Source organism: Burkholderia sp. D-99 (genome assembly GCF_011605345.1).
Classification (GTDB): Bacteria; Pseudomonadota; Gammaproteobacteria; order Burkholderiales; family Burkholderiaceae; genus Burkholderia.
In genome coordinates this window covers 780,157-792,964 of sequence record NZ_JAAOXM010000001.1, presented here as the reverse complement: position 1 = coordinate 792,964, position 12,808 = coordinate 780,157, and the positions used below count along the sequence as shown (strand labels likewise).

Here is a 12,808-nt window from a genome sequence, read left to right as displayed (position 1 = left end):
GGATCCGGCAAGAGTCCTTCACAAAACTGACACGACGCGCCGCACGCGCGGGACGCTGGTGGTTTTTGCGTGGTCGCACGCGGGTGGTATCCCGCCGTCGCGCGCGTGCTGTCGCGTCGTTGCAACATGCGCGGAGCGCGGCACGGCGGTGGAGCGGCGCGACCGGCGCGCAGAGAATGGATCGTTCGCGCCCACGCCCACGACGAGCGTTGCGCGTGTCGCGGAACTCGATCGCGCGGGCATCAACGTGTGCTCGGCAGGATTCGATCAAGGAGCCGTGGTATCCGCTCGGCAACGGCAACATCCTGCGCGTGCTCGATGCGGGCCTCCATGTCTGCCACATGATCGGCTCCCAGGTCCTGCAGCAATCCGTCGACTTCGTGGCCGACCGCAGCGCGACGACGATGCATGTCGGCGACGGCGACGGCGACGGCGACGGCTACGGCGTCGCGGCCGGGCGTCCGGCGAATCTCGTCATGCTCGACGTGGAGCGATTACGAAGCGGTACGTCGGCGGGCAAAGGCCACGCTGTCGATCCGTCACGGGAAGGTGATCCCGCGGCGCGAACCGGAGCGCATCACGTATCCGGATTGAGATGGGCGGCGAGTCGCAGGCGGCCACGGCTTGTCAGCACCCATGCATTCACAAAATGCATGAGTCGATTCGAAAAATACGTTTGTCTCATGATGGGCGGCGGCCTACGATGCGGTCCTGACGACGGCGCGCATGTCGCGCGCCGTCCTTTCGATCCCATTCGCCGACCCCATTCGCCGACCCCATGCGCCCCGATCTCCCGTCCGCCCCCGCATCCTCTTCGCCGGCCGCCAGCCCGTTCGCGCGCGTGGCCGTTGTCACGATCCTGACCGGTGTCGGCGCGGGCCTCGGCGGCATGCTGCTCGCGCTGCTGCTGCATGCGATCCAGCACGTCGCGTTCGGCTACAGCGTCGCGCACGTGATCGGCACCGAGAGCTTCCTCACCGGCGTGACCGACGCCGATCCGCTGCGCCGGCTCGTGGTGCTGATCGTCTGCGGTTTCGTCGCCGGCGGCGGCTGGTGGGCGCTGTACCGGTATGGCCGGCCGCTCGTCAGCATCCGCCGCGCGGTGCGCGCGGCCGATCCGCGGATGCCGGTCGTCAGCACGACGATTCACGCGCTGCTGCAGATCGTCACCGTCGCGCTCGGCTCGCCGCTCGGCCGTGAAGTCGCGCCGCGCGAGATCGGTTCGCTGCTCGCCGGGCAGCTTGCTCACCGTGCGGGGCTCACTCCGGACGATTGCCGGTTGATGGTCGCGTGCGGTGCCGGCGCAGGCCTCGCGGCCGTCTATAACGTGCCGCTCGGCGGCGCGATCTTCGTACTCGAAGTGCTGCTCGGCACGTTCGAACTGCGAGCGCTGGTCGTGGCGGTCGCGACATCGGCGATCGCGGCGGCCGTTGCATGGATCGGCCTCGGCAACGAGCACCAGTACACGGTGCCGCCATTCGTGCTGAGCACGCCGCTGGTGGCGTGGTCGATCGTCTGCGGGCCGCTGTTCGGCTTCGCCGCGTATGGCTTCGTGCGGCTCACGACGCGCGCCCGGGCGAATGCGCCGAAAGACGGGCGGCTGCCCGTGCTCGCGCTGATCAACTTCGCGGTGATCGGCGTGCTCGCGATGCGGTTGCCGCAATTGCTCGGCAACGGCAAGGGCCCGGCGTCGCTGGGTTTCGACGGCACGCTGACGATCGGCCTCGCCGCCGCGCTGCTCGTGCTGAAGGTGCTGATCGAGGCCGGCAGCCTGCGGGCCGGCGCGGAAGGCGGCCTGCTGACGCCCGGCCTCGCGAACGGCGCGCTGCTCGGCGTCGTGCTCGGCGGGCTGTGGAGCCTCGTGTGGCCGGGCGCGTCGATCGGCGCTTGCGCGCTCGTCGGCGCGACCGCGTTTCTCGCGGCGTCGATGCAGATGCCGATCACGGCGGTCGTGCTGTTGCTCGAGTTCACCCGCGTGGATCACGACAGCCTCGTGCCAATGCTGCTTGCCGTGGCCGGCTCGCTTGTCGCGTACCGGTTTGCGCAGCGGCTGGCCGAGCGGAAGGTGAATCCGGTTGCAGCCGTGAGCACGCCTGCGACTGCCGTTCGTTAACGCACGCGCAGCCGTCCTTTTCACCGGCGGCGCCGATTGCACCGCCGGCCGCCGTTTCCCTCCCCGTTTCCACGATCGCGTCAGCACGCAATCGCAGCCGCGCAATCCAGAGCGCGTTCTTCGGTTCTGTGCAAGAATCCGCGCGACCCGCGCACCAACCAACAACGACACGCGCGGACGTCCCTATCAGGAAACGAGGAGCTCAAGTTGATTCAGCGCATTTCCCGCTTTTTCACGCAGGTGGTCCACCGCGTGTTGCCCGACCCGTTGATTTTCGCCATCCTGCTGACGGTCGTCACGTTCGCGCTCGCGTTCGGCCTCACGCCGAATTCGCCCGCGCAGCTCACGACGATGTGGGGTTCGGGTTTCTGGAACCTGCTTGCCTTCTCGATGCAGATGGTGATGATTCTCGTCACCGGTCACGCACTCGCGAGCTCACCGCCCGTGAAGCGCATGCTCGTCGCACTCGCGAGCACCGCACGCACGCCGGGGCAGGGCGTGATGCTCGTCGCGTTCGTCGGCGCGCTCGCGTGCGCGATCAACTGGGGCTTCGGTCTTGTGCTCGGCGCGATGCTCGCGCGCGAAGTGGCGCGTCGTGTCGCCGGCAGTGATTACCGGCTGCTCGTCGCGTCCGCGTACATGGGCTTCCTGAGCTGGCACGGCGGATTGTCGGGTTCGGTCCCGCTTGTCGCGGCCACGAAGGGCAATCCGATGGAGAAGACCATCGGGCTGATTCCCGTGTCGCAGACGATCTTCACCGGTTACAACGCGTTCATCACGATCGGCCTGATCGTGATGCTGCCGTTCCTCGCGCGCATGATGATGCCGAAGCCCGGCGACGTGGTCAGCGTCGATCCGGCACTGCTCGCCGAACCGCCGAGCGTCGAGCGCCAGCTCGGGCCCGACGCGACGTTCGCGGAGCGGATGGAGGAGAGCCGAGCGCTGTCGGTCCTTGTCGCGGCGCTGTGTGCGGCGTTCCTCGTGCTGAAGTTCGTGCAGAAGGGCTTCGCGCTCGACATCGACACCGTGAACCTCGCATTCCTCGCGGCCGGCATCCTGCTGCACCGTACGCCGATGGCCTATGCGCGCGCGGTGGCAGGCGCTGCGCGCGGCGCGTCCGGGATCATGATCCAGTTCCCGTTCTACGCGGGCATCCAGGCGCTGATGGACCACTCGGGGCTCGCGGGCGTGATCACGAAGTGGTTCGTCGATATCGCGAACGTGCACACGTTCCCGCTGCTGGCATTCCTGAGCTCGGCCGTGATCAATTTCGCGGTGCCGTCGGGCGGTGGCCACTGGGTCGTGCAGGGCCCGTTCGTGATGCCGGCGGCTCAAGCGCTCGGCGCCGATCTCGGCAAGGCCGCGATGGCGATCGCGTACGGCGAGGCCTGGACCAACATGGCACAGCCGTTCTGGGCGCTGCCCGCGCTGGCGATCGCCGGGCTCGGCGTGCGCGACATCATGGGTTATTGCGTGACGACGCTGCTGTTCTCGGGCGTCGTGTTCGTCGCGGGGATGTATCTGTTCTGACGGAGCGGGCGCGATGCGGGAGTCCGCATCGCGCGGTTTGCATCATGCCGACTGTCTAGCGTGCGACCGCGTATCGGGCTGCTCGTGTCCGCGACGCAATGCGAGGCTCGCGAACGCCGGACGACGAACGCGGCCACGAGCAGCCTCAGCCCGTTTTCGCGTTGCCGGTAGCCCGTTCGATCGCACCGTCTCCGATCCGGCCGATTCCGTTTCACCGCTTGCAGCGTTTCCGTATCGCGGCCGGGGGCGCGTGATACCGGTTGCTCGACAGCCTTTCGTCATGCAGGGGCGCGGGCCGCTCGCCATCCGTTGTCCGATCGCGCAGAATCATCCCCTGTTCACCTCGATGGAGGCCGCATGCACGATCCACACGAACCTCCCGGTCGCCGCGCGTACGCGGCGCTTGCGCAACGCTACGCGGACATCGCGCCGACGAAGGCGCACAACGCACTGTACGAGCGGCCCGCGACGATGGTGCTGCTCGGCGACGTCGACGGCCTGGCCGTGCTCGACGCGGGCTGCGGCCCGGGCATTTGCAGCGCGCACCTTGCACGACACGGCGCGACCGTGCACGCGTTCGACGTGGTACCGGAAATGGTCGCGCTGGCGAGAACCCGCTGCGCGGGCCTTGCGGTCGACGTCGTCGAAGGCGATCTCGCGGCGCCGCTCGCATGGCTGCCCGACCACGCTTTCGACAAGATCGTGTGTTCGCTGGCGTTCGACTACGTACGCGATCTAACGCCGACGCTGCGCGAATTCAAACGCGTCGCGAGGCCGGGTGCGACGCTGGTGTTTTCGATGGCGCATCCGATGCGCGACTGGATGGACGAGCGGACGCGCGGGGAGGGTACGTACTTCGATACGTCGCGCTTCGGCTTCCACTGGTCGGGTTTCGGTGAGCCGAAACCCTTTGTCGAAGCCTACCGGCGGCCGCTCGGCGACATCCTGAACGCGGTGGCCGACGCCGGTTGGCGGCTCGAGCGCTTCGTCGAGCCGCTGCCGCTGGCGGAGATGAAGGCCGAGTCGGAGCGGCTTCACGCGGAATTGTCGCAGGCGCCGGCGTTTCTCTGCATCCGCGCGCGCAGCTGACGCCGCGCGGCGGGCGAGCGGCGCTCAGCGCACCGGCTCGTCGTTCAACGTCCCCAGAAACGCTTCGATATCCTTGATGTCCTGCGCGGTCATCGCCGGCTTGTCGCCCGCCTTGCGATCGAACGGCGCGTCGGTCACGTCGACGTTCGCGCGGTATTTCGGCGGAATGTCGTCGTACTCGTCGATCTTGCCGTCCGCGCCGCGTGAATAGAATTTCTGCGGCGAGATGCTGCGCTCGTTGTAGAACGCCATCACCTGGTCGAGCGTATGGAACACGCCGTTGTGGAAGAACACGTGGCGCGTCGCCGAGTTGCGCAGCGTCGGCGTGAGGAACATCGCGCAATACTGCGTCTGGTCCTTCAGGTCGTCGCGGAACGGCCCGCACACGCCGAGATCGTAGAACGCCGGGTTGCGGTTCTGCGCCAGTTCCTTGTTGCGCGGCGCGCCGAGCGCCTCGTACTGGTAGTCGGTAAACATCGGCGGCAACCCGTCCTTGCCGGCCTTCGACAGATGGCAGCCCGCGCAATTCGCCTTGTCCGGATCGTTGAACAGGCGCAGCCCGCGCAACTCGGCCTGCGTGAGGCGCGCACGGCCTTCGAGCCAGCGGTCGTACTTGCTGTTGTACGGGTGGAACGACGGATCCTCCACCTGGTAGCGCGCGATCGCGAACATCGCTTCCGATACCGCGAGCTGCGGGCTGTCGAACACGCGCGCGCCGAACAGTTGCTCGAGCTGCGCGCGGTGCGACGACTGCGCGAGCTTGCGCGCGACGTCGTCGATGCTCGCGTTCGCCATCTCGACCGGATTCAGCAGCGGGCCGAACGCCTGCTGCTGCAGCGTATCGGCGCGACCGTCCCAGAACATCCCGCCCTGCGGCACGAGCTGCGGCGCGGCCGACGTGCCGGCCACCTTCTGCGCCTTCACTACGCCAGCGGCCGACGCGGCCTGCTGCGCGACGGTCGGCGCGGCGTCGTTTTCACCGGCGTCGGGGCCGATGCTGAAGTTCGGCTGGCGGTACAGGTACATCAGCGACGGCGGCGGACGATAGCCCTGCTGCGTCATCGCGAGGCCGCCCGGCTGCACGTCGAGCGCGTTCGGCGGGCCGTACGCATGATCGGGGCTGTGGCACGACGCACACGACTGCTTGCCCGACGCGGACAGCGACGGATCGGCGAACAGCGCACGGCCGAGCTGCGCGACCGCCGACAGCGGCTGCGCGGCGGGCCGCTGCAACACGACCGGATGCGGGTTCGCGCCCGTCCAGTCGGCGACGACGGTGCCGATCGCCGCCGGTACCTGCGCGGGGAACGCGATCGCGAACGCGCCATAGCCGAGCACGGCGGCGCCGATCACGAAGGCCGCGCGGCGCAGAAGGCGGGAAGGAGAGCGCGGCGCGGAGGTGCCGGAGGCGTCGGGAGACGGGAACGCAGGGCGAGCTGTCATGCTGTCGGTCGGAAATCGGGCGCCGCACGAAGCGGCGCGTTAAACGGAAACGGCCGGCGCGTGAGGCGCCGGCCATGCGGTCATGCAATACCGGTCAGATTGCCGGTGCCGCGCTCAATGCAGTGCCGAGCGTCGGGTCGAGGTACAGCGGCGCCGTGTTCGGCTTCGACGTGAAGTCGAACAGGTTGCGCAGGTCGCCTGCCGTCGCATCGAACGAACCGCCGCCGATGCGCTGGCCGCCGAGCCAGTTGTCCTCGATGAAGCGCACGACGGACGACTGGTCGATCATCGTGTGGTCGACGTAGTTCTGCTTCGCATACGGCGAGATCACGATCAGCGGAATCCGCACGCCCGGGCCGCAGCGGCCGTTGACGGTCGAGCCGTTCACGCCGGTGGTGCCGCCCGTGCCGCACTTGCCGTTGCCGTTGACCTGGTCGACCGGGTCGGACGACGAACGCGTCGGTGCCGTGTACACGTGGTCGTACCAGCCGTCCGAATCGTCATAGGTGACGATCACGGCCGTGTTCTGCCAGTCCGGCTGCTGCTGCAGGAAGTTGACGACCTTCGTCACGAACGCCTGTTCGTCGAGCGGATCCGAATAGCCCGCGTGAGCATCCTGCGCGGCCGGGGCCTTCAGGTAGCTGACCGACGGGAAGTTGCCGGCCTTCACGGCGGCGAAGAAGTCGTCCGTGTCGTACTGGTGGTTCGCGGGTTCGGCGGTCTTGCCGTCGGTCTGGAGGCTCGAACCGATCGCCGCGACCGAGCTCGGGCGCGTGTGCTGCGGGTTCGACGTCGACGCGTAGTACTGGAACCAGTTGTGGTGCGGGATGTAGTCGGACGTCGCGGCGTTCACGGCGGTGGCGACCGTGCTGCGCGCGCAGCCCGTCGTGCCGTTGCTGTTGGTCGTCGACAGGTTGAAGCCGCCCATGAAGCCGCCCCACGTGATCTTCGCGCCGTTCAGCAGGTCGCCGATGTTCTTGCCGCTCATCAACGCCTGGTCGGTCGTGCTCGAGCACACGTCGTTGCCCGGGTCGACGTCGTTGATCATCGTGAGGCCGCCCGCGCCGTCATTGATGTAGTACGAGCTCTTCGCGAGCGTCGACGGCTGTGCCGACGTCTTGACGATCTGCATCCCGTTGGTCTGGCCCGACACGACGTTCAGCGCGCCCGGCGTCGACGGGCCGTACGACGTCGTGTACATGTTGTCGCTCATCGCGAAGCGCTGCGCGTAGTTCCACAGTGCCGTCACGGTGTTGCCGTCGAAGTAGCCCATCACCTGGCCCTTCGTGCCGAACGCGCCGGCGCCGCCGGACGAGCCCTTGCCGGTGTATTTCGGGAACAGGTCGGCGAGGCCGTTGTCCTCGGCCTGCTGCTCGGCCGTGTACGCGTGGTTCTGGTCGGCGGTCGCGGCCTGCGTGCGGTCGAGGCGGAACGGGTTCGCCGCGTCGGTGCCGTTGGCCGTGTTCGTGAAGTTCGGGTTCGCGGTGAGCAGCGTGCCCGTCAGGCCGTTGGGCGTCGACGTGCCGGCCTTCGCGGTAAACGCCGGTTCGCCCGACGGGTTCGTCGCGTTCGGGTAGGTGCCGAAGTAGTGGTCGAACGAGATGTTTTCGCCATAGATCACGACGACGTGCTTGATCGGCGTGGTGGTCTGCAGCGCATCCTGCGACGACACGGCAGGCGTCGACGTGGGATCGTCGCTGCCGCCGCAGGCGAACAGCGCCAGCGCCGCGGCTGCGCAGGCGGTGACGAGCAAGGCTTGACGGAACATCGGGAAACTCCAGGTAAGGTCTTCGATGGTGGAGAGCGGCCCCGTCGCCGTGTCGGTTCGGCGCGGGGCTCGTGAGAGAGCACGCGCATTGAAACAGTCCCGTATGAAGATATGGGGACGGAGTCATTTCGTGGCGATTGCGCTGCGGTATCGATTTCATTACGGCGGAACGCGAGTCGAAAGAGAACGGAAAGGGGCGGACCGCCTGCCACCTTTGCGTCACATCCCGCGACGCGCGGGGCCACGGCCGCGGATGCCGCGCGGGGCGGGCGAGGCCGGCGAACGGGCGCCGCTGCGCGGTTTGCGCAGGGTGCTGCGCAGTGCATTTTTGACAATCGGATGACGTATTCATACGATGAACGCCCTGCGGCGACGATTTCGCGTGGCCGCGCGTCAGGGAGTATTCAGCGTGCCGATCCCCGTTCTGTTTGCCGTTCTGTGCGCGGCGTTCCTGCATGCGTCATGGAACGCGCTCGTCCGCAGCAGCGGCGACCGGCTGCGGTCGGCCACGGTGCTGCAGATCGCGATCGGGCTGTTCGCGTTGCTGTTCCTGCCGGCCGCGGCGCCGATCACGCCGGCGAGCTGGCTCTATGTCATCGCATCGGCCGTGCTCCACGTCGTCTATACGCTGCTGCTGGTGCGCGCGTACGAGCACGGCGACCTGACCGTCGCGTATCCGGTCGCGCGCGGCACCGCGCCGCTGCTCGTCACGCTCGGCGCAGCGGCGTTTGCGGGCGAGCACCTGAATGTCGGCGCGCAAGGCGGGCTCGTGCTGATCTGCGCGGGCATCATGGCGATCGGCCTGGAGCGCGGACGCGACGCGAAGCACCGGATGATGCAGGTCCTGCCGACGGCGTTCGCGACCGGCGTGTCGATCGCGGCCTACAGCGTGGTCGATGGAATCGGCGTGCGGGAAAGCGGCAACACGGTCGGCTATACCGCGTGGATGTTCGTGCTGACGGGCGCGATGATGGCCGCGTACTACCGGCTGCGTGCGGGGCCGTTGCGGCTCACTCAGGATGTCGGCGAAACGGCGAAGGCCGCGTGCGGCGGCGTGTTCGCGGCGCTCGCGTACGGCATCGTGATCTGGGCGATGGATCGCGCGCCGATGGGGCCGGTGTCGGCGCTGCGTGAAACGAGCGTGGTGTTCGCGGCGCTGATCGCACGCGTGTATCTCGGCGAGCGGCTGACGCCGCGACGGGCGGCCGGGTGCGTGGTGATCGCGTCGGGGGCGTTGCTGATCAGTGCGTTTGAAGCGGTGCGGTGAACGGGCCGGCCGGGCGTGCGGCCCGCGGCTTCAGCTTTCCACCGGCATCGCGCTCGTGCACTTGATCTCGTCGAGGCAGACGCTCGAATGCACGCCGCTCACGCCGGGAATTCGCATCAGCGTTTCGAGCAGGAACGTGGACAGTCCCTTCAAGTCGCGCGCGACGACCTTCAACACGTAGTCGATATCGCCCGTCACCGAGAAACACTCCTGGATCTGCGCGAGATCCGACACGAGTTTCTGGAACTTCGACAGGTCGCGGATATGCCCGCGCTCCATCGTCACGTGCACGAAAGCGGTGACGCCAAAACCGAGCGTGTCGGGGCACAGCCGGGTTTCGTAGCGGCGGATCGCGCCGATCTCCTCCAGCCGCCGGTGGCGGCGCAGTGTCTGCGCGGGCGACAGGCCGACGGCCTTCGCCAGATCGAGATTCGACGCGCGGCCGTTCTCCTGCAGGATCGCGAGCAAGTGGCGATCGAGGCGATCCAGAACCGGTTCATGCATTTTTATTTCCTCATCTGTCTCCCGGATGCAATCTTATCTCATAATGTAGGGTTTGCATGAACGGGTTACGAAACCCGATTTCGCCGTCGCGACGCTAAACTGACGCCGGATTTTCGTGTGCGAACGCAGCAATGCGGGCGCGGCGGCAGTCGGCGGCCGGTCTGGCGGGCACGCCGACGCGAATCGGGCGCCGCCACGCGAAGATTGCAGTCCCCAACCCGGCGGCTCCACGAACGGCCCCGGCACAGCAAAACAGCGCCCGGCACACCGAGGCGCGCCGCACCGCTTCAGGCGGAGGCGGACAGAGTGGAGAAGACATGGTTTCTGGAAACGAGAGCGACGGCCTGAAGCGCGGGCTGAAGAACCGGCACATCCAGCTGATTGCGCTCGGCGGCGCGCTCGGCACGGGGCTGTTCCTCGGCATCGCGCAGACGATCAAGATGGCGGGCCCGTCCGTGCTGCTCGGCTACGGGGTGGCCGGCATCATCGCGTTCTTCATCATGCGCCAGCTCGGCGAGATGGTCGTCGACGAGCCTGTCGCCGGCTCGTTCAGCTACTTCGCCAACAAGTACGTCGGCCACTTCACCGGCTTCCTGTCGGGCTGGAACTACTGGGTGCTGTACATCCTCGTCAGCATGGCCGAGCTGTCGGCCGTCGGGATCTACGTGCAGTACTGGTGGCCGGGCGTGCCGACCTGGGTGTCGGCGCTGGTGTTCTTCGTCGCGATCAACCTGCTCAACCTGGCGAGCGTGAAGTCGTACGGCGAGACGGAATTCTGGTTCTCGATCATCAAGGTCGCCGCGATCGTCGGGATGATCGGCTTCGGCGGCTGGCTGCTCGCGAGCGGCCATGCGGGGCCGGAGGCGAGTGTCCGGAACCTGTGGCAGCACGGCGGCTTCTTCCCGAACGGCGTGTCGGGGCTCGTGATGTCGATGGCCGCCATCATGTTCTCGTTCGGCGGGCTGGAGCTGATCGGCATCACCGCGGCCGAGGCCGACGATCCGAAGCGCAGCATTCCGCGCGCAACCAACCAGGTGATCTACCGGATCCTGATTTTCTACATCGGCGCGCTCGCGGTCCTGCTGTCGCTGTACCCGTGGGAAAAGGTCGTCACCGGCGGCAGCCCGTTCGTGCTGATCTTCCACGCGCTGAGCAGCAACATGGTGGCCAACGTGCTCAACGTGGTCGTGCTGACGGCCGCGCTGTCGGTCTACAACAGCGGCGTGTACAGCAACAGCCGGATGCTGTTCGGCCTCGCGCGGCAGGGCAATGCGCCGAAGGTGCTGTGCTCGGTGAACAAGCGCGGCATTCCGCTCGCCGCGCTCGGCGCGTCGGCGCTCGCGACCGGTGTGTGCGTGCTGGTCAACTACTTCATGCCGGGCAAGGCGTTCGAGGTGCTGATGGGCCTCGTCGTGTCGGCGCTGATCATCAACTGGGCGATGATCACCCTGATCCACCTGAAGTTCCGCCAGGCGAAGCGCGCGGCCGGGGAGGAGACTTCCTTCCGCAGTCTGGGCTATCCTTTCACGAATTACCTGTGCCTGGCATTCATGGCCGGCATTCTCGTCGTGATGTACCTGACGCCGGATCTCCGCCTGTCGGTGTACCTGATCCCGGTATGGCTCGCGGTGCTCGCGGTCGGGTATCGCTTCCGTCAGAAGAATGCAGGCTATGCGGTGCACGACAGCGCATCCGCACGCTGACGCAGGCCGGCCCCGATCATTCTTCCAAACGAGACAGACTCAAGCCATGTTCGAACACATCGACGCGTACCCGGGCGACCCGATCCTGACGCTCAACGAGAACTTCCAGAAAGATCCGCGCGACCAGAAGGTCAACCTGAGCATCGGCATCTACTTCGATGCCGAAGGCCGGATTCCGGTGATGGGCGCCGTGCGCGAAGCCGAAACCGCGCTGCAGCGCGACAGCGGCGCGAAGCCGTACCTGCCGATGGTCGGCCTGCCCGCATATCGCGACGCCGTGCAGGCGCTCGTGTTCGGCGCCGATCATCCGGCCCGCGCGGCCGGCCGCATCGCGACGCTGCAGACGCTCGGCGGCTCCGGCGCACTGAAGGTCGGCGCCGATTTCCTGAAGCGCTATTTCCCGGATGCGCAGGTATGGCTCAGCGATCCGAGCTGGGAAAACCACCGCTTCATCTTCGAGCGCGCCGGCTTCACGGTGAACACGTACCCGTACTACGACGAGGCGACGGGCGGCCTGAAGTTCGACGCGATGCTCGCGGCGATCGACGCGCTGCCGGCGCGCAGCATCGTGCTGCTGCATGCGTGCTGCCATAACCCGACCGGTGTCGACCTCGACGAAGGTCAGTGGGAGAAGCTGATCGACGTGATCGAGGCGCGCGGGCTGCTGCCGTTCGTCGACATGGCCTACCAGGGCTTCGGCGCGGGCCTCGACGCGGATGCATTCGCGGTGCGCGAACTGGCCCGCCGCGGCGTGCCGGCGCTGGTCGCGAACTCGTTCTCGAAGAACTTCTCGCTGTACGGCGAGCGCGTGGGCGGCCTGAGCGTCGTCTGCGAGGATGCCGCCGCGGCCGACCGCGTGCTCGGCCAGCTGGCCGGCGCGGTGCGCTCGAACTACAGCAACCCGCAAACCTACGGCGCGAAGGTCGTCGCCGCCGTGCTCGGCACGCCGGCGCTGCGCAAGCAGTGGGAAGAGGAACTGGCGGCGATGTGCCGCCGCATCGCGCGGATGCGCCAGTCGATCCATGACGGCCTGCGCGATCACGTCAGCGGCGAGGCACTGACGCGCTACGTGAAGCAGCGCGGAATGTTCACGTACACGGGCCTGACGGAATCGCAGGTCGACGCGCTGCGCGAAGTGCACGGCGTGTACGTCCTGCGTTCGGGCCGGATGTGCGTCGCGGGCCTGAACGACTCGAACGTCGCCATCGTCGCCGATGCAATCGGCAAGGTGTTGAAGAGCGGCGTCTGATCGCGGCGCGCCCCGGCGCGCAACGCGGTTGGCCGAACCGGCTGTCTCCCGCGAGGGGGCAGCCGGTTTTTTCTTGTACGGCCGTAATGTGCGCCACCCGGCTGACGCGGGCGCAGGCGCGGCGGTACGATCACGGAATCGA

Annotated in this window: 9 protein-coding genes and 1 pseudogene; 7 read left to right on the top strand and 3 right to left on the bottom strand. The window is 67.5% G+C overall.

The window, feature by feature from the left end; translation table 11 throughout:
* Positions 1–208: 208 nt before the first annotated feature.
* The 4 genes and pseudogenes from HAV18_RS03465 to HAV18_RS03450 form a co-directional block, all read left to right on the top strand.
* Positions 209–594, top strand: a pseudogene (locus HAV18_RS03465) (amidohydrolase family protein); the annotation flags it as partial.
* Between the two features lie 184 nt (positions 595–778).
* Entirely contained in the window at positions 779–2,113 is a 1,335-nt protein-coding gene (locus HAV18_RS03460) for a chloride channel protein (RefSeq protein ID WP_166952795.1), read from the top strand.
* 207 nt (positions 2,114–2,320) lie between these two features.
* Positions 2,321–3,643, top strand: a complete 1,323-nt coding sequence (locus HAV18_RS03455) for a TIGR00366 family protein (protein WP_166952792.1) — start codon at positions 2,321–2,323, stop codon at positions 3,641–3,643.
* Between the two features lie 357 nt (positions 3,644–4,000).
* The gene (locus HAV18_RS03450) at positions 4,001–4,732 is read left to right on the top strand and encodes a class I SAM-dependent methyltransferase (protein ID WP_166952789.1); all 732 of its coding nucleotides are present in this window, start codon (positions 4,001–4,003) and stop codon (positions 4,730–4,732) included.
* A gap of 24 nt (positions 4,733–4,756) precedes the next feature.
* Here the strand turns inward: HAV18_RS03450 and HAV18_RS03445 are convergent, their stop codons facing one another.
* Together HAV18_RS03445 and HAV18_RS03440 are read right to left on the bottom strand one after the other, a co-directional pair.
* Positions 4,757–6,175 carry a cytochrome-c peroxidase gene (locus HAV18_RS03445; RefSeq protein ID WP_166952786.1) on the bottom strand — a complete coding sequence of 473 codons (1,419 nt, stop codon included), beginning with the start codon at positions 6,173–6,175 and terminating at the stop codon, positions 4,757–4,759.
* Between the two features lie 94 nt (positions 6,176–6,269).
* Positions 6,270–7,943 (bottom strand): phospholipase C, encoded by a 1,674-nt coding sequence (locus HAV18_RS03440; protein ID WP_166952783.1) that lies wholly within the window; start codon positions 7,941–7,943, stop codon positions 6,270–6,272.
* 409 nt (positions 7,944–8,352) lie between these two features.
* Here HAV18_RS03440 and HAV18_RS03435 point away from each other — a divergent pair, with 409 nt between their 5' ends.
* On the top strand, positions 8,353–9,210 hold the full coding sequence (locus tag HAV18_RS03435; RefSeq protein WP_166952780.1) for a DMT family transporter: 858 nt from the start codon (positions 8,353–8,355) through the stop codon (positions 9,208–9,210).
* 30 nt (positions 9,211–9,240) lie between these two features.
* On the opposite strand, the gene HAV18_RS03430 is transcribed toward HAV18_RS03435, so the two are convergent.
* On the bottom strand, positions 9,241–9,714 hold the full coding sequence (locus HAV18_RS03430) for an Lrp/AsnC family transcriptional regulator (protein WP_059853705.1): 474 nt from the start codon (positions 9,712–9,714) through the stop codon (positions 9,241–9,243).
* A gap of 317 nt (positions 9,715–10,031) precedes the next feature.
* On the opposite strand from HAV18_RS03430, the gene HAV18_RS03425 reads away from it, so the two are divergent.
* Together HAV18_RS03425 and HAV18_RS03420 are read left to right on the top strand one after the other, a co-directional pair.
* Positions 10,032–11,417, top strand: a complete 1,386-nt coding sequence (locus HAV18_RS03425) for an amino acid permease (protein WP_166952777.1) — start codon at positions 10,032–10,034, stop codon at positions 11,415–11,417.
* Between the two features lie 46 nt (positions 11,418–11,463).
* Positions 11,464–12,666 (top strand): amino acid aminotransferase, encoded by a 1,203-nt coding sequence (locus HAV18_RS03420; RefSeq protein ID WP_166952774.1) that lies wholly within the window; start codon positions 11,464–11,466, stop codon positions 12,664–12,666.
* The last annotated feature ends 142 nt before the right edge of the window (positions 12,667–12,808 follow it).

Coding starts and splice junctions, on each gene's coding strand:
- HAV18_RS03430 (WP_059853705.1), bottom strand. CDS start 9,714: ATGCATGAACCGGTTCTGGATCGCCTCGATCGCCACTTGCTCGCGATC.
- HAV18_RS03420 (WP_166952774.1), top strand. CDS start 11,464: ATGTTCGAACACATCGACGCGTACCCGGGCGACCCGATCCTGACGCTC.
- HAV18_RS03445 (WP_166952786.1), bottom strand. CDS start 6,175: ATGACAGCTCGCCCTGCGTTCCCGTCTCCCGACGCCTCCGGCACCTCC.
- HAV18_RS03425 (WP_166952777.1), top strand. CDS start 10,032: ATGGTTTCTGGAAACGAGAGCGACGGCCTGAAGCGCGGGCTGAAGAAC.
- HAV18_RS03440 (WP_166952783.1), bottom strand. CDS start 7,943: ATGTTCCGTCAAGCCTTGCTCGTCACCGCCTGCGCAGCCGCGGCGCTG.
- HAV18_RS03450 (WP_166952789.1), top strand. CDS start 4,001: ATGCACGATCCACACGAACCTCCCGGTCGCCGCGCGTACGCGGCGCTT.
- HAV18_RS03460 (WP_166952795.1), top strand. CDS start 779: ATGCGCCCCGATCTCCCGTCCGCCCCCGCATCCTCTTCGCCGGCCGCC.